Origin of the sequence: Nonomuraea sp. KM88 (genome assembly GCF_052245635.1) — a bacterium.
Classification (GTDB): Bacteria; Actinomycetota; Actinomycetes; order Streptosporangiales; family Streptosporangiaceae; genus Nonomuraea.
Genome location: NZ_JBQQCC010000010.1, coordinates 301,381 through 317,580, shown reverse-complemented (window position 1 = coordinate 317,580; position 16,200 = coordinate 301,381). Strand labels below are relative to the sequence as shown.

Annotated in this window: 14 protein-coding genes; 10 read left to right on the top strand and 4 right to left on the bottom strand. The window is 70.3% G+C overall.

Translation table 11 applies throughout. The features are described from left to right. Window positions 1-126 precede the first annotated feature (126 nt). Window positions 127-1,362 (top strand): RNA-guided endonuclease InsQ/TnpB family protein, encoded by a 1,236-nt coding sequence (locus tag ACTWPV_RS28750; RefSeq protein WP_443154174.1) that lies wholly within the window; start codon window positions 127-129, stop codon window positions 1,360-1,362. Here ACTWPV_RS28750 and ACTWPV_RS28745 read toward each other — a convergent pair. The 3 genes from ACTWPV_RS28745 to ACTWPV_RS28735 form a co-directional block, all read right to left on the bottom strand. After that, window positions 1,355-2,047, bottom strand: coding sequence for an endo-beta-N-acetylglucosaminidase (locus ACTWPV_RS28745; RefSeq protein ID WP_443154173.1), 693 nt, complete (start codon window positions 2,045-2,047; stop codon window positions 1,355-1,357). The two genes, ACTWPV_RS28750 and ACTWPV_RS28745, sit on opposite strands and share 8 nt — an antisense overlap. Before the next feature lie 11 nt (window positions 2,048-2,058). After that, complete coding sequence (locus tag ACTWPV_RS28740) at window positions 2,059-3,288, bottom strand: glycoside hydrolase 5 family protein (protein WP_443154172.1); 1,230 nt, start codon at window positions 3,286-3,288, stop codon at window positions 2,059-2,061. A 90-nt stretch (window positions 3,289-3,378) separates the two neighbouring features. Further along, window positions 3,379-4,419 carry a LacI family DNA-binding transcriptional regulator gene (locus tag ACTWPV_RS28735; RefSeq protein ID WP_443154171.1) on the bottom strand — a complete coding sequence of 347 codons (1,041 nt, stop codon included), beginning with the start codon at window positions 4,417-4,419 and terminating at the stop codon, window positions 3,379-3,381. Between the two features lie 115 nt (window positions 4,420-4,534). Between ACTWPV_RS28735 and ACTWPV_RS28730 the strand changes: the two genes are divergently transcribed. The 4 genes from ACTWPV_RS28730 to ACTWPV_RS28715 are packed head-to-tail and all read left to right on the top strand — an operon-like array spanning window position 4,535 to window position 10,561. Then, window positions 4,535-5,833 (top strand): ABC transporter substrate-binding protein, encoded by a 1,299-nt coding sequence (locus tag ACTWPV_RS28730; protein ID WP_443154170.1) that lies wholly within the window; start codon window positions 4,535-4,537, stop codon window positions 5,831-5,833. Continuing rightward, window positions 5,833-6,705, top strand: a complete 873-nt coding sequence (locus ACTWPV_RS28725) for a carbohydrate ABC transporter permease (protein ID WP_347648882.1) — start codon at window positions 5,833-5,835, stop codon at window positions 6,703-6,705. The genes ACTWPV_RS28730 and ACTWPV_RS28725 overlap by 1 nt, the downstream gene beginning before the upstream one ends. A gap of 55 nt (window positions 6,706-6,760) precedes the next feature. Beyond that, window positions 6,761-7,537, top strand: a complete 777-nt coding sequence (locus tag ACTWPV_RS28720) for a carbohydrate ABC transporter permease (RefSeq protein WP_443154169.1) — start codon at window positions 6,761-6,763, stop codon at window positions 7,535-7,537. A 30-nt stretch (window positions 7,538-7,567) separates the two neighbouring features. After that, the gene (locus ACTWPV_RS28715) at window positions 7,568-10,561 is read left to right on the top strand and encodes an alpha-mannosidase (RefSeq protein ID WP_443154168.1); all 2,994 of its coding nucleotides are present in this window, start codon (window positions 7,568-7,570) and stop codon (window positions 10,559-10,561) included. A 51-nt stretch (window positions 10,562-10,612) separates the two neighbouring features. Here ACTWPV_RS28715 and ACTWPV_RS28710 read toward each other — a convergent pair whose 3' ends face one another. Further along, window positions 10,613-11,785: an ROK family transcriptional regulator gene (locus ACTWPV_RS28710; protein ID WP_347648885.1), complete on the bottom strand. Its 1,173-nt coding sequence runs from the start codon at window positions 11,783-11,785 to the stop codon at window positions 10,613-10,615. Between the two features lie 107 nt (window positions 11,786-11,892). Here ACTWPV_RS28710 and ACTWPV_RS28705 point away from each other — a divergent pair, with 107 nt between their 5' ends. The 5 genes from ACTWPV_RS28705 to ACTWPV_RS28685 all read left to right on the top strand — a co-directional run bounded on the left by ACTWPV_RS28705 (window position 11,893) and on the right by ACTWPV_RS28685 (window position 16,168). Beyond that, the gene (locus ACTWPV_RS28705) at window positions 11,893-13,248 is read left to right on the top strand and encodes an extracellular solute-binding protein (protein WP_443154167.1); all 1,356 of its coding nucleotides are present in this window, start codon (window positions 11,893-11,895) and stop codon (window positions 13,246-13,248) included. Next, the gene (locus ACTWPV_RS28700; RefSeq protein ID WP_347648887.1) at window positions 13,245-14,159 is read left to right on the top strand and encodes a carbohydrate ABC transporter permease; all 915 of its coding nucleotides are present in this window, start codon (window positions 13,245-13,247) and stop codon (window positions 14,157-14,159) included. Before ACTWPV_RS28705 ends, ACTWPV_RS28700 begins: the two co-directional genes overlap by 4 nt. Beyond that, window positions 14,156-14,977, top strand: coding sequence for a carbohydrate ABC transporter permease (locus ACTWPV_RS28695; protein WP_347648888.1), 822 nt, complete (start codon window positions 14,156-14,158; stop codon window positions 14,975-14,977). Before ACTWPV_RS28700 ends, ACTWPV_RS28695 begins: the two co-directional genes overlap by 4 nt. Before the next feature lie 106 nt (window positions 14,978-15,083). Beyond that, a complete protein-coding gene (locus ACTWPV_RS28690; RefSeq protein WP_347648889.1) occupies window positions 15,084-15,500 on the top strand; it encodes a hypothetical protein in 417 nt (138 codons plus the stop codon). A 62-nt stretch (window positions 15,501-15,562) separates the two neighbouring features. Then, a complete protein-coding gene (locus ACTWPV_RS28685; protein WP_347648890.1) occupies window positions 15,563-16,168 on the top strand; it encodes a VOC family protein in 606 nt (201 codons plus the stop codon). The last annotated feature ends 32 nt before the right edge of the window (window positions 16,169-16,200 follow it).

Sequence of the window (16,200 nt, the reverse complement as noted above, 5' to 3'; positions counted from 1 at the left end):
CCCGACTTGTCGTGGATCCGCCACCCCCGGGCCGCATCCTCACGCTGTCCGCGGATGCGACCCGGGGGTCAGGTGACCCAAGCTTCGAACTCATGGACGCGGGCGGAGGGTCGGAACGCCCGCTACGTGTGGAACCTGGCCGTCGAACAGAACGCCCACTGGCGGCAGGGCCGTAGGCCCGCGCCCGGCTTCGCCGAACAGTGTCGTCAGCTCACCGAGGCCCGGCGCGAGAACGCATGGCTCGCGTCCGGGAACGCCGACGTCCAGCAGCAGGCGCTGAAGGACTTCGCCAAGTCCAGGAACGCCGCATTCACCAGCGGGTTCGGAATACCGACCTGGCGCAAGAAGCACACGCACGAGGGCTTTCGCGTCATCGGCACCGACCGCGTGCCCGAGTTCAACGACGACGGCACAGCGAAGCTCAACCCGAGATCCGGCAAGCAGATCATGGGCCGCTCGGTCGTGGTGCGCAAGCTCAACCGCAGGTGGGCGCAGGTCAAGGTGCCCGGCTGCGGCTGGGTCCGGTTTCGGTCAACCCGGGCCGCTCTGCCGGAGGCGAAGACGTACCGGGTCACCTTCCGCAACAACCAATGGCACATCGCTTTCGCGGTGATGCCCGATCCCGTCGAGGCGCCGGGCACGGGCGAAACGATCGGTATCGACCGGGGCGTGAAGGTCACCGCAGCGCTGTCGGACGGCCGGAAGCTGACCTGCCCGCAGCTCACGACCAAGGAGCGGGCACGGATCCGCAAGCATCAGCGGCGCGCCTCCCGCGCCCTCAAGGACAGCGCTCGAAAGGCGGCCGAGTATGCCAAGGTGGCCAAGCTCAGAGCCCGCGAATCCAACCGGCGTAAGGACTGGTGTGAGAAGACCTCAACGATGCTCGCGCGGTCCTACGATGTGATCCGGTTTGAGAAGCTGAAGATCACCAACATGACGGCGTCGGCCAAGGGGACGGTCGAGCAGCCCGGCCAACGGGTCAAGCAGAAGTCCGGGCTGAACCGGGCGATCCTTGCCCAGGGCTGGGGCGTGCTCCGGCGGCGAACAGAGGATAAGGCGCCCGGCCGGGTCGAGGATGTGCCTGCCCCGTACACGTCGGCGCGGTGCAGCGCCTGCGGATGGATCGAGAAGAACTCGCGCAAGAGCCAAGCCGAGTTCGTCTGCGTGTCCTGCGGGTTCGCCTGCAACGCCGATGAGAACGCAGCAATCAACGTCGCGGCAGGACAGGTCGAAAGACCCGTACCCGAACGGGTGCGTGCCGGAGGGACCCCATCGCGCAAGCGGTCGAGTGTCCGTGAACCTCAACCCGAACGGGTTGGAATCCCCCTCTTTCGATTTCAAGAGGGAGAGGATGTCAAATGAACTCGACCGGGCCCCTGGCGCGGGCGTACGTGATGAGCGAGCGCAGCTCGGTGGCCAGCGCGGCGTCCCCGCCCTCCGTCTCCTGGTTGATGAACCAGCCGTCGAACCCGTAGTGCCGGGCCACCTGGACCAGCTTGTCGGCGACGGGATAGGAGGAGCCGCGCTTCTGGACGAAGTCGCGCACCCACTGGAGTCGCCCGCCGAAGACCTCGGGCGGGAAGAAGACGGTGCCGTACACCTTCACGCCGTTGCGGTGGGCCGCGTCGACGACGGTGGGGTTCGGCGCCAGGATCAGCCCTTCGGCGGCCGAGCCGCCCCAGAAGACGAGCCTGTCGACGTACTGCCAGTGGCCGAAGGCGTAGTAGCTCTCGTCCAGCGAGCCCTGCGACGGGTTGTCCGAGGTGGGGGCGAACGACACGAGCGAGACGACGCGGCCCTCGCCCGCGCGGGCGTTCGGGTTGGCTTTCAGCGCCGGGTCCTGGGCACGTGGCCGCAGCGGCACGCGGGAGCGGTTGAACCGGGCGTCGGGGTCGGTGGCGGGATCCCAGTCGAGGATCGTGCCGGGGTACCAGTAGGAGACGTAGGGCTGGTCGCCCGTCGCGGCCAGGGCCGGCCTGGCGGGCGCGGTGAGCAGGGCCGCCACGACCGTGGCCGCGCAGAGCGTGGGTAACAGCCTGCGTCGCATCTGATCTCCTCTCATTGCCGGTCGAGCACGGTGTCGATCCCCCTGGCCGCGAGGTGCGCGGCGTCGCCGGCGCGGGCGGCGGTGACGATGGCCAGCGGCCCGTCCTGGCGCAGCCGCACCCACGCGGCGTGGAAGGCGCTGCCCGGCGCGATCTCCGCGCGGCGCTCGGGCTCGGCTCTGAGGTCCACGTCGCAGGCGAGCGCCCGGCGGCGGCCGGCCCTGTCGCGCCGTTCCTTGACGGCGGCGGCCAGCTCCCTGGCCGCCGGCTTCGGCTGGTGGTCCACGGTGAACAGGCCGAGGTCGTACTCGCGCTCGGGGAAGTCGGCGAGCGAGCGGTCGAGGTCGTGGGAGCACCACCAGGTGACACCCCACAGGGCGGGGTTGGGGGTGACGGCATCCAGCAGCCCGCGCACGAACGCGGGCGCGTCGGGCTCGGGCACGTCGGGCGCGGGCGCGCCGACCTCCTGGAGCCAGACCGGCCTGGCCGGGTCGGGAGAGGTGGCCGCGGCCAGCTCCACCAGGTAGTCGGCGTGGGTGACGGTGGCGGGACCGAGCGGGCCGTCGACGGCGGACACGCCGTTGAACACCCACGAGTGCACGGTCGTCAGGTCGCCGAGGTCGACGTTGTCGGCCGGGTGGAAGGGGTGTTCCGGGTCGTACCAGGTGGCGTCGTACAGGGAGTGCAGGTGGAGCAGGCGGGGGGCGGCGGCGCGGGCCACGCCGAGCAGCTCGGCGGCCCAGCTTCTGGAGTCGCCGAACGTGGTCGGGTTGGCCGGGTAGAGGTTGTTGACCTCGTTGCCGAGGGTCACCGCGAAGACGTTGTCGCGGGTGGCGACCTCCCGGGTGAGCGTGTCCACGTACGACACCAGCCCCGCGCGTACGTCGGGGTCGGTGAACAGGCCGCGCCGGTGCCAGGTGAGCACCCACGACGGCAGGAAGTCGAAGCTGGACAGGTGGCCCTGCAGCAGGTCCACCGCCACGGACAGCCCGAACTCGGCGGCGGCGTCGATGACGGCGAGCAGGTCGTCGAGCCCGCGCCGCCTGATGAGCGCGCGGTTGGGCTGGATCCACGGCCAGATCGGGAACACCCGGACGTGGTCGAGCCCGATCCCCGCGAGGTCCTCGAAGTCACGGCGGGCGGCGTCGGCGGGCTGGTCGAGCCAGCCGTAGAACCAGCCGGACGAGGGCACGTAGTTCGCGCCGAAGCGGAGCGGGCCGGGGCTGTGGTGCGGCTGGGGCACGCGGGTCCTCCATGGGGTGAACCGTCCCCGCGAGGGTGCTCCCCCGGCGGAGGGGCGTCCCCTGCGGGGGTTGAGCCGATCACCGAGACCCTAAACCGCTTTAGTCCGCTTGCCAAGAGCGGGCGGCGCGGTGCTCTGCCGGACGACCAGCCGCGGCGTGCCGGTCTTGAGGTCGCGCCTGGCCCCCGGGTCGGCGATGACCTCGAGCAGCACCTCGGCCACCTGGCCGCCGAGCGCGAAGGTGTCGCGCGACAGCGAGGTGATGCTCGGGTGGGTGACCCGGGTCAGCACCGAGTCGTCGAAGGCGACGATCGACAGCTCGGCCGGCACGGCCACGCCCATCTCCCCCGCCACGCCCAGCCCGGCCAGCGCCATCACGTCGCTGTCGTAGACGATCGCGGTCGGGCGGGAGGCGCGCGACAGCAGCGTCCTGGTCGCCGCCGCCCCTTCGGCGTCGCTGAAGTCGGTCGGCAGGGAGACCGCGTCCACCAGGCCGAGCCGCTTGACCGAGTCGCGCAGCGCGCGCATGCGGCGCTGGGTGTGGCGGAGGCCGGGCAGCCCCGCGACGTGGGCGACGCGGCGGTGCCCGAGCGCCGCCAGATAGTCGACGACCGACACCATCGCCTCGCGGTCGTCGGCCCACACGCTGGCCAGCGCCCCGTGCCTGCCGGGCCCGCCGAGCACGACGGCGGGCACGCCCAGCTCCTCCAGCGCGGCGAAACGGGGATCGCGGACCTTGGGGTCGACGAGGATGAACCCGTCCACGCGGTGCGCGGAGGTCCACTCCCTGTAGACCTCGATCTCGGCCTCGGAGTCCTCCACCACCAGCAGGTGCATCGCCACCTGCTGGCGCGACAACCTCGCCTGCAGGCCGGACAGGAGCTGGGCGAAGAACGGCTCGACGCCCAGCGTGCTCGCGGGCCTCGCGATCACCAGGCCCACCGCCTCGGCCCTGGCGCCGCCGAGGGCCCTGGCGGCGCTGTGCGGCCGCCAGTTCATCTCCCTGGCCACCTCGATGATGCGGGCCCTGGTCGCCTCGCTGACGCCGGGACGCCCGTTCAGCGCGAACGACACCGCGCCCTTGGACACCCCGACCCGCTGCGCGATGTCGGCGATCGTCGGTCGGCCCACGCGGCCGCTCCTTTCCTCACAGTCCGGCCACACCCTATTGACAGCGGAGTCTAGCCCGGTGGATAGTCCCGCAACTAGAGCGGTTTAGTACCCGCCGGCCACGAAGGAGAGCGCCATGCGAAGGTACTGGGCAGGACTGGCCGTGCTGGCCGTCACGATCGCGGGATGCGGGCTGGGTGGCGCCGAACCGGACCAGGCCGCGCCGGTCACGGGCGCCACCGGCGAGGTGAAGGGCAAGGTCAGCCTGCAGACCTGGGCGCTCAAGCCGAAGTTCACCGACTACGTGCAGGGCGTCATCGACGGCTTCGAGAAGGAGTACCCGGGCACCGAGGTCGAGTGGCTGGACCAGCCCGCCGAAGGTTACTCGGAGAAGGTGCTCACCCAGGCGGCCGGCGGCTCGCTGCCCGACGTCGTCAACCTGCCGCCCGACTTCGCCTTTCCGCTGGTCAAGCAGGGCGTGCTGCTGGACGTCGGCCCAGCCGATCAGCAGGCCGACCAGCAGGCCGACCAGAAGCTGGCCGACGTCTACGTCCCCGGTGGCCTGGAGGCCTACCGCTACCCCGGCGTCCAGGGCACGTACGGCTTCCCGTGGTACCTCAACACCGACGTCAACTACTGGAACGCGGAGCTGCTCACCGAGAACGGCCTGGACCCGGAGAAGCCGCCGGCGAGCCTCGACGAGCTCATCGCCCAGGCCAGGACGGTGAAGGAGAAGTCGGGCGGCAAGGTCTATCTGATGAGCCGCAAGCCGGAGCTGGGCGACCTGGCCAACGCGGGCGTCCCCATGATGACGCCCGACGGGACCCGCTTCGCCTTCAACACCCCGCAGGCGGTCGCGCTGCTGGACCGGTATCGCGAGGCGTACAAGGAAGGGCTGCTGCCGCGCGACGTGCTCACCGACACCTACGCCGGCAACGCCAAGCTGTTCACCGAGGGCACGGTCGCCTGGACGACCGCCGGCGGCAACTTCATCACGAGCCTGGCCACCGACAATCCGACGCTCGCGCCCAAGGTGGTGCCGTCGCCCGCGATCGGCACTCCGCCGCTCTACGTGCAGGGCCTTTCGATCTCCAAGCGTACGGGGAACGCCCCGGCCGCGCTCGCCCTGGCCCGCTGGGTGACCAACGCCGAGAACCAGGCCGCCTTCGCCCATCTGGTCAACATCTTCCCCAGCACCAAGGCCTCGGCGGACGACCCGTTCTTCAGCAAGAGCGACGGCACCCGCTCGGGCGACGCCAAGGTGATCGCGTTCACCTCGCTCGCCAAGGCCAAGGTGCTCGAGCCGGTCCAGGTCACCGAGGCGATGAAGAAGTTCGTCCGGCAGCAGTTCGCGCTTGCGATCAGCGGTGAGGCCACCTCCGAGGAGGCGCTGGACGCCGCCGTGGCCAAGTGCGACGAGCTGCTCAAGAGCTGATGACCCACCACCGCTGGTTCACGCCGTGGCTGCTGGTGGCGCCCGCCGCGGTCTGGTTGTGCGTCTTCTCCGTCTTCCCGTCGATCAACACGCTGGTCCTGGCGTTCACCGACGCCAAGCCGCTCGGCGGCGGCCACTTCACCGGCCTGGCCAACTTCGGCCGCGCCCTGGACGACGACCAACTCGCCGACGCGCTGGTCAACAGCATCGTCTACATGCTGGTGTGCCTGCCGCTGCTCACGCTGCTGCCGCTGCTGATCGCGATCCTGGTGGAGAAGAAGCTGCCCGGCATCATGTTCTTCCGCACCGCCTTCTACACCCCGGTGGTCGCCTCGGCCGTGGTGGTCGCGCTGATCTGGGGCTGGTTGCTCGACGACCGCGGGCTGGTGAACGGCTTCGCGCAGTGGCTGGGCGTGATCGCCGCGCCGGTGCCGTTCCTGACCGACCGGTGGCTGCTGCTGTTCAGCGCGATCAGCCTGACCGTCTGGAAGGGGCTGGGCTACTACATGATCATCTACCTGTCGGCGCTCGGCAACGTCCGGCGCGAGCTGCACGAGGCCGCTGCCGTGGACGGCGCGGGCCCGGTGCGGCGCTTCTGGAGCGTCACGGTGCCCGGCGTGCGCAACACGATGTTGCTGATCTCCGTGCTGGTGTCGGTCTCGGCGCTGCGCGTGTTCTCCGAGCTGTACGTGCTGTCGAACGGCACCGGCGGCCCCGGCGGCAGGGACATGTCGCTCGTGATGCTCATCCAGCTCTACAGCCGCGGCTTCACCGGCCACCTCGGCTACGCCTCCGCGCTCAGCCTGGTGCTGCTCGTCATCACCATCGGGCCGATGCTCCTGCTGCTGCGGCTCAACAGGAAGGCGGCCTGACATCAACACCGTCTCCGCCCGCGAGAAGGCGCTGCGTTACGTCCTGCTCCTGCTCGTGCTCGCCCTGACCGTCTCGCCGTTCCTGTGGCAGCTGTCCACCTCGCTCAAGAGCGTCCAGGAGGACATCTACACCCGGACGCCGAGCTTCCTGCCCCAGCAGCCGACGCTCGCCAACTACGCCGAGGTGGCCGAGACCGTCCCCGTGTGGTCGTACGCGGCCAACTCACTGGTCGTGGCCGCCATCGTGGTCGCGGGCAACGCCGTGGGCGCCACGATCGCCGGGTTCGCCCTGGCCAAGCTCCGCTTCAGGGGCGCGAAGCTGCTGCTCGGGCTGTTCCTGGCGACGCTCGTGCTGCCCGGCGAGGTGACGATCGTCTCGCAGTACGTCACCGTCCGCTCGCTCGGTCTGGCCGACACCCTGCTCGGGGTGGCGTTGCCGGGCGCGATCGGGATGCTTAACGTGCTGTTGATGCGTACAGCGTTTCAGGCGATCCCCCGGGAGATGGACGAAGCCGCGATCATCGACGGGGCGACGGCGTGGCAGCGGCTGCGCCACATCGGGCTGCCGAACGTGCGCGGCATGCTCAGCGTGGTCACGATCTTCGCGTTCATCGGGGCCTGGGACGACTTCCTGTGGCCGCTCATCGTCCTGACCGACCCCGCCAACTACACTCTCACGGTCGGCCTGCAGTATTTGAACGGCACGTTCAGCGCCAACCCGCGGTTGATCGCGGCAGGCACGATGATCTCCTTCCTGCCGATCGTGATCGTCTTCGCGACACTCCAGCGCTTCTTCTTCAGGGGCGTGGAGGAAGGCGCCATCAAAGGCTGACATTCCCCCTTTTTGTGTAAGGAGTCCCTGATGCACGACGACCGCGACCTGGTCGAAGCCCGCCTGAAGCGTGTGCTCAACGAGCGGATCCGCCCCGCCCTTTACCCCGATTCGGTGCCGCTGGAGGTGGCCGTCTGGCATGCGCCGGACGAGCCCGTACCGGTCGCCGAAGGGCTGGCCGCGACGCCTGAGCCGATCGCAGTGGGCGACGCGTGGGGCGCGCCGTGGGGCACCAGCTGGTTCACCGTCACCGGCACGGTGCCGGAGCGGTGGGCGGGCCGGACCGTCGAAGCCCTGCTCGACCTGGGCTTCGACGAGGACATGCCCGGTTTCCAGTGCGAGGGCCTGGTCTACCTCCCCGACGGCACCCCGGTGAAGGGGCTCAACCCGCGCAACCAGTGGGTCCGCGTCGGCGCCCCCGTCAAGGGCGGCGAGCGGGTGCGCCTGCACGTCGAGGCCGCCTCCAACCCCGTCATCCTCGGCCGCCACCCGTTCCAGCCGACCCGGCTCGGCGACAAGGAGACGGCCGGGAACGACCCCCTCTACCGGCTGACCCGCATGGACCTGGCCGTCTTCGACGAGACCGTGTGGCAGCTCGTGATGGACCTGGAGGTGCTCGGCGAGCTGATGCACGAGCTGCCCGTCGACGGCGCCCGCCGCTACGAGGTGCTGCGGGCCGTCAACCGGGCGCTGGACGCCGTGGAACTCCAGGACGTCAACGGCACGGCCGCCGCCGCCAGGGCCGAGCTGACCGGCGTGCTGTCGGCCCCCGCCGTGCCGTCGGCGCACCGCGTCAGCGCCGTCGGCCACGCCCACATCGACTCGGCCTGGTTGTGGCCGCTGCGCGAGACCGTGCGCAAGGTGGCCCGCACCGCGTCCAACATGACGGCGCTCCTGGAGGACGAGCCGGACTTCGTGTTCGCCATGTCGCAGGCGCAGCAGTGGGCATGGATCAAGGAGCACCGGCCCGAGGTCTGGGCGAAGGTGACCAAGGCGGTGGCCTCCGGCCGGTTCGTCCCGGCGGGCGGCATGTGGGTGGAGTCCGACACGAACATGCCCGGCTCGGAGGCGATGGCCCGGCAGTTCGTGCACGGCAAACGTTTCTTCATCGACGAGTTCGGCGTCGACAACGAGGAGGTGTGGCTGCCCGACACGTTCGGCTTCGCGGCCGGGCTGCCGCAGATCATCAAGGCGGCCGGGTCGAAGCGGCTGCTCACGCAGAAGATCTCGTGGAGCCAGACGAACACGTTCCCGCACCACACGTTCCTGTGGGAGGGCCTCGACGGCACCCGGATCTTCACGCACTTCCCGCCCGTCGACACCTACAACTGCTCGATGACGGGCGGCGAGCTGGCCCACGCGGCCCGCAACTTCAAGGACAAGGGCGTCGCCCGGCACTCGCTCGCGCCGACCGGCTGGGGCGACGGAGGCGGCGGCACGACGCGCGAGATGGTCGCCAAGGCCGCCCGGGTACGCGACCTGGAGGGTTCGCCCGCCGTCACGTGGGAGACGCCGGCCGCCTTCTTCGCCAAGGCGGAGGCGGAATATCCCCACCCGCCGGTCTGGGCCGGCGAGCTCTACCTGGAGCTGCACCGGGCGACCCTGACCAGCCAGGCCAAGACGAAGCAGGGCAACCGCCGCAGCGAGCACCTGCTGCGGGAGGCCGAGCTCTGGGCGGCGACCGCGGCCGTGCGCGCCGGTGCGCCCTACCCGTACGCGCAGCTCGACCGAATCTGGAAGACGGTGCTGCTGCACCAGTTCCACGACATCCTGCCCGGCTCGTCGATCGCGTGGGTGCACCGGGAGGCGCGCAGGACGTACGAACTGGTCGCGGAGGAGCTGAACGCCGTCATCGACACCGCGCAGCGCGCGCTGGCCGGCGACGCCTCCGGCGGCACGCTCGTCTTCAACGGCGCCCCGCACGCCCGCCGCGGCGTCCCCGCGGGCGGCGCGGCACGGCCGGAGGCCGGCGTGCGGACCTCCGCGGGCGAGCGCGACGGCGGCGGTTACGTGCTGGACAACGGCCTGCTGAGGGTGGAGGTCGACGCCCGCGGCCTGATCGTGTCGGTCCACGACGTGGCCGCCGACCGGGAGACGGTCGCCCCGGGCCAGGTGGCCGGGCTGCTGCAACTGCACCCCGACTTCCCCAACAAGTGGGACGCCTGGGACGTCGACGAGTTCTACCGCAACACGGGCACCGACCTGACCGAGGCCGACGAGGTGAGCTTGGCGGACGGCTCGGTCCGTGTCCGCCGCTCCTTCGGCTCGTCGAGCGTGACGCAGGTCTTCACGCTGTCCGGCCGGCGGCTCGACATCGACACCGAGGTCGACTGGCACGAGACGGAGAAGTTCCTGAAGCTGGCCTTCCCGCTGGACGTGCACGCCGACCGGTACGCCTCCGAGAGCCAGTACGGCCACGTCTTCCGCGCCACGCACACCAACACGAGCTGGGAGGCGGCCAAGTTCGAGGCCTGCAACCACCGCTTCGTGCACGTGGAGGAGCCGGGCTGGGGCGTCGCGCTCGTCAACGACTCGACCTACGGCCACGACGTCACCCGCACCGCCGGTGACGCGGGCACGACGACGACCGTACGCGTCTCGCTGCTGCGCGCCCCCCGCTTCCCCGACCCGGAGACCGACCAGGGGGTGCACCGCTTCCGCCACGCGCTGGTGCCGGGCGCCACGATCGGCGACGCGGTCCGCGAGGGCTATGTCGTCAACCTGCCCGAGCGCCGCGTGCCCGGCGACGCCGAGGTGGCACCGCTGGTGACGGTGGACGACGACGCGGTGGTGGTGACCGCCGTCAAGCTGGCCGACGACGAGAGCGGCGACGTGATCGTGCGCTTCCACGAGTCGAGGGGCGGCCGGGCGCGGGCCACGCTGACGCCGGGCTTCCCTGTGGCGCAGGTGGTCGAGACGGACCTGCTGGAGCGTCCCACGGCCGAGCCGCGGCGCCACGACGGCCCGGTGCCGCTGACGCTGCGCCCGTTCGAGCTGGTGACCTTGCGACTCAAGCGCGCGTGATCAGGCCGAGTGATCAGGTCAGGGCCGCCCGGCGAGGGCCGGGCGGCCCGCTCAGCCGCTGAGCAGCGCCCCCAGGCGGGGCGCGTAGGTGGCGTGGAAGACCAGCGAGGCCGCGCCGATCGCGGCGGCGTCCGCCGCGATCGGCGAGGTCTCCACCTGGACCGCGTGCAGCCGCCTGGCCAGCGACCTGCTCGACACGGCCGCCGCGACCACCTCGCGGTAGATCCCGCCCACCTCCCTGAGCGCGGGCCCGCCGAGCACGAGCAGGTCGATGTCGAGCATGTTCACGACGCTCACGGCGGCGTCGGCCAGCCGCCCGGCCACGCGTTCGATCACGGCGCGGGCCTCGGGCTCGCCGCGCGCGGCCGCCGCGCAGATGGCGGCGTGGTCGGACCCGTTGCCCAGCGCCGCCTCGATGGCGCTCGGGCAGCAGACGGCCTCGACGCATCCCCGGTTGCCGCAGTAGCACTCGGGGCCGTCCGGTTCGACCGTCATATGGCCGAACTCGGCGGCGTTGAGCGACCGCCCGCGATAGACCTGGTTGTCGAGGAAGATCCCGCCCCCGATGCCCGTTCCCAGGTAGAGGTAGGCGAAGCTGGGCGTGGACCGCGCCGTTCCGGCCCACCGCTCCCCGATCGCCGCGGCGGTCGCGTCGTTGTCGACGGTGACGGGAAAGCGGGTGTGCTCCTCCAGCAGGCTCTTGATCGGCACCTGGTCCCAGCCGGGCAGCCGCGGCGGCGACATCATCACGCCGTCGCCGTCCAGCGGCCCGGGGCAGGCCAGGCCCACCCCCAGCACCTTGCCGTCGGCGACCCCCGCCTCCCTGAGGATGCGCCGCGCGGCCCTGGCCATCTGCCGCACCACGGCGTCCGGCCGGCGTCCCGGCCGCACCGGCTGGCGCAACCGCGCGACCGGCCGCCCGGCCAGGTCGGCGAGCACGCAGGAGATCTCCCCGGGGTCGAAGTGCACGCCGATGGCGTAGCCGGCGCCCGGGTCGACCCGCAGGATCGTGCGCGGCTTGCCCCCGTTGGACGGTGTGGAGCCGTCCTCGATGACCAGCCCCTCCTCCAGCAACCGGCGGACGATCACCGACACGGTCTGCGCCGTCAACCTGGTGCGGGCCGCGATCTGGACGCGGCTGATCCCGTCGGAGGCCTGGATCGCCTCCAGCACCACGGCGCGGTTGTAGCTCCCCACCTTGGGCAGGTTCGTGCCCAGCTGCATGTCGCCAATATCACACAAACTGTTGACTTTGTAAATCAAATAGATTTAGCTTCTCGGCAACCCCAAGGAAACTTCCCTGGCAACCCAAGAACCACCGGGAGCCCGTGATGAGACGTATGCTGGCCGGTTCCCTCCTGCTGCTGACAGCCGTGGCCGCCTGTGGCGCCGACACCGAGCAGAACGCCTCCGGCAGCAAGGAACTCGAGGTCCTCTACAAGGTCGAGCCGACGTGGCCGCATCTGGAGAAGATGCTCACGGACGCCAAGAAGCAGTACGAAGCCGCTCACGCCGGCGTCACCATCAAACTCACGCCCGTCCAGGGCAACAACGAGGCCTACTACACCAAGCTGGCCCTGCTCAACCGGTCTCCTGACTCGGCTCCCGACGTCTACCTGCACGACACGTTCCAGGTGAACGCCGACGTCGCGGCGGGCAAGCTGGCGTCCCTGGACGACTACCTGGCCAAGTGGCCCGACTGGAGCGAGCAGTTCCCCGACTCGGTCAAGCAGGCCGCCAAGGGTGGCGACGGCAAGATCTACGGCGTCCCGATCAGCACCGACACGCGCGGCCTCTGGTACCACAAGGACGTCTTCGCCAAGGCCGGCCTGCCCGTCCCGTGGGAGCCGAAGACCTGGAACGACGTCCTGACGGCCGCCCGCACGATCAAGCAGAAGCTGCCCGGCGTCCTGCCCTTCACCATGTACTCGACGAAGATCCACGGTGAGGCGTCGACCATGCAGGGCTTCGAGATGCTCCTGTACGGCACGCCCGGCGGCACCCTCTACGACGAGGCGCAGAAGAAGTGGGTGGCCGGCGGCAAGCAGTTCACCGACGCGCTGACGTTCGTCAACACCATCTACCGCGAGGAGCTCGGGCCCAAGCAGGCCGACGCGCACAACGCCAAGCTGGCCGACAAGGTGAACTACGAGTGGTTCCCCAACGCCAAGCTGGGCATCGCGCTCGACGGCGCGTGGACCGCCTCGGCGTGGAAGCCGACCAGCACCAAGCCGTGGGCGGAGTGGAAGGACAAGATGGGCTGGACGGCCATGCCGACGCAGAACGGCGAGGAGCCGAGCGCGGTCAGCATGTCGGGCGGCTGGGTGATGGCGATGAGCTCCTACGCCAAGAACAAGCAGGAGGCGTGGGACTTCATCGCGGTGGCCACCAACAAGGAGAACTCGCTGACGTACGCGCTGGGCTCGGGTGACCTGGCCCCCCGCAAGGACGTCGCGGCCGACCCGAAGTACACGGGCGACAACCCGAGCGTGAAGTTCTTCACCGAGCTGGCCTCGGTGACCCACTACCGGCCGGCGTTCGAGGAGTACCCGAAGGTGTCGGCGCAGATCCAGGAGGCCCTGGAGTCCGTGACCACGGGCGCGCGGACTCCTGAGGAGGCCACCGCCGCCTACGCGAAGGCGCTGCCCACCGCCGTGGGCGGCCCCGACAAGGTGCTGGCCAAATGACGGTCGCCACGGCGCCGGCCCCGCCCGTGACGAGCACGCCCCCCGGCGGCTCGTCGCGGCGCGGGGTGCTGCGCTGGCTGCTCCCCCTGGGGCCGGCCATCGTCCTGCTGGCGCTCTTCCTCGCCGGCCCCATCCTGTGGAGCGTCTACGTCGCCTTCACCAACGAGACGCTCACCGGCTCGGCCTCGGTCAACTCCGAGTTCGTCGGCGTGGCCAACTTCACCAGGCTCTTCAACGACCCGAACTTCATCAACTCGTTCGTCCTCACGTTCGTCTTCGTGATCGGGTCGGCCGTCATCGGCCAGAACACCCTGGGGCTGATCATCGCCCTGCTCCAGCGCGGGCGCGGCCGGGTGACGCGCAGCGCCGTCAACGGCGTCGTCATCGCCGCCTGGGTGGTGCCCGAGGTGGTGGCGGCGGCCTGCTGGTTCTCGTTCCTGGCCGAGGAGGGCACGCTCAACTCGGTGCTCGGCATCTCCCAGGAGTGGCTCTACACGGCCCCGATGCTGGCGGTAATCCTGGCCAACGTCTGGCGCGGCACCGCGTTCTCCATGCTGGTGTACTCGGCTGCCCTCTCCGAGGTGCCGAAGGACCTGGTGGAGGCCGCCGCCGTGGACGGAGCGGGCCCGGGCCGCCGCCTGCTGCACATCACCCTGCCCTTGATCCGCAGATCCATCATGGCCAACCTCATGCTGATCACCCTGCAGACCCTGGCGAGCTTCGGTCTCATCTACGCCCTCACCGGAGGCGGGCCGGGCACGGCCAGCCAGACCACGCCGCTCTACATGTACGAGCAGGCGTTCCGCTACTTCGAGATCGGCTACGGCTCCGCGATCGCCCTCGTCATGCTGGTGATCGGCGCCCTGTTCTCGCTGATCTACCTGCGCCTGATCAAAGTGGAGGACGCGTGACCAGGCTCGCGGCCCGCGGAGCGGCGGGGTTGTCGCTCCTCATCATCTGCCTGGCCTTCCTCGGCCCGTTCCTGTGGGTGGTGATCTCGTCGGTCCAGCCGGAGGCGACCCTCGCCGCTCAGCCGACCCTGAACTTCTCGCTGGACAACTTCACGGCGGTGCTGACGTGGGAGACGCTGATCCTCCCGTTGATCAACTCCATCGTGATCTCGGGGTCCACGGCGATCCTGACCGTGCTCGTCGCCGGCCTGGCCGCCTACCCGCTCTCCCGCTACCAGCTCCGCTACCGCCGGCACTTCATGCTGACGCTGCTGTTCACCACCGGCCTGCCGATGACGGCGGTCCTGGTGCCGGTCTACGCGATGTTCTTCCGCTTCAACCTGTACGGCTCCGTGCCGGCGATGGTGCTGTTCCTGACGGCCAGCTCGCTGCCGTTCTCGATCTGGATGATGAAGAACTTCATGGACGGGGTGCCGGTGAGCCTGGAGGAGGCGGCATGGGTGGACGGCGCCGGCTGGATGCGGTCGCTGACGACCGTGGTGGGCCCGCTCATGGCGCCGGGCATCGCGGTGGTGGCGATCTTCGTGTTCGTCGGGCAGTGGGGCAACTTCTTCGCCCCGTTCGTGCTGATGGACACGCCGGAGAAGCAGCCGGCCGCGGTGACCATCTACACCTTCTTCTCCCAGTACGGGCAGGTCGCCTACGGCCAGCTGGCCGCGTTCTCCATCCTCTACACGGCCCCGGCGGTGATCCTCTACGTGGCGGTGAACAAGTATCTGGCCGGCTCGTTCAGCTTCGCCGGCTCGGTGAAGGGCTGAGGTCCGCCGGGCGTACGATCCGGCCTGCGGGGGGCCTGACCTCTTGCCGAAAGTCTGACTGAACGTTAGACATAAATGTCACCATTCGGCTGAGAACGGAGCTTTCATGCCCTCGCAGGCCAGTTCGCGTCCGAACCCCCGCCTCCCGCGAGCCCTCGGGGTCACGGCGGCCACGGCGGCCGGGATGCTCGCCCTCGCCGCGACGTTCTCTCCCGCGGCCGCGCTGGCCGCGCCGCCCTCCCCCTCGTCGGTGCTGGTCTGCCTGCCGGACACGCCCGTCTGCCAGGAGGTTCGCGGGGCGCCCGGCGACTTCCGCCTCTGGTTCAAGATCAACAACGCGACGGCTCCCGTGGGCCTGTCCTTCACCGTCAACGGCTCCCCCGCCTCCGGCTCCGTCTCCACGCAGGACCTCGGCGAGGCGATCGAAGGAGAGTTCCGGCCCGTGACGCCGCTCGTCAGCGGCGACGAGGCGTGCCTCAGCTACGCCGGCGGCAGCGGCGAACACTGCGCCACCGCCCCGTGACGAGCGCCACCGAAAGGATATTCTGGCCCAACAGGGATGGTTGAAAGGCGTACGGTTGTCGCATGGCTGCGACCCCCGCAACGGTGCACTGGCGCGGCGTGCACCACCTCGCCCTGGTGACCGCGGACATGGACGCCACCGTGCGCTTCTGGCACGGCGTGCTCGATGCCCGGCTGGTCGCCACCCTCGCCGTCCCCGCGTTCAGGCACTACTTCTTCGAGGTGGGGCCGGGCAACACCGTCGCCTTCTTCGAATACACCGACCAGCCCATCGACAGCTTCGCCAAACCCGCCGGCGTGCCGTACGCCAGGGCGGCGCAGTTCGACCACCTGTCCCTGCACCTGCCGGACGAGGACGCGCTCAACCGGATGCGCGACCGGCTCAAGGCGCACGGCTGCGAGGTCACCGACGTCATCGACCACGGCTTCCTGCGCTCGATCTACTTCAGCGACCCCAACGGCATCGCTCTCGAGGCCTCCTGGTGGACGCTCGACCCGACCGGCCGCCCCGCGGATCACGCCGACGAGCGGCTGTTCGCCGACCCCGACCCCGTACCCGCCGTCCGCGAGCTGCGCGACGGCGGCCGCCTCCACCACACGGCCGCGACGAAGCTCGTCGACGGCATCATCGAGGACCTCCGGCGCGAAGGCGTCACCCTGGAACCCTGACCGCCCCGGCTCCGGCACGGCGGCGGCACGGC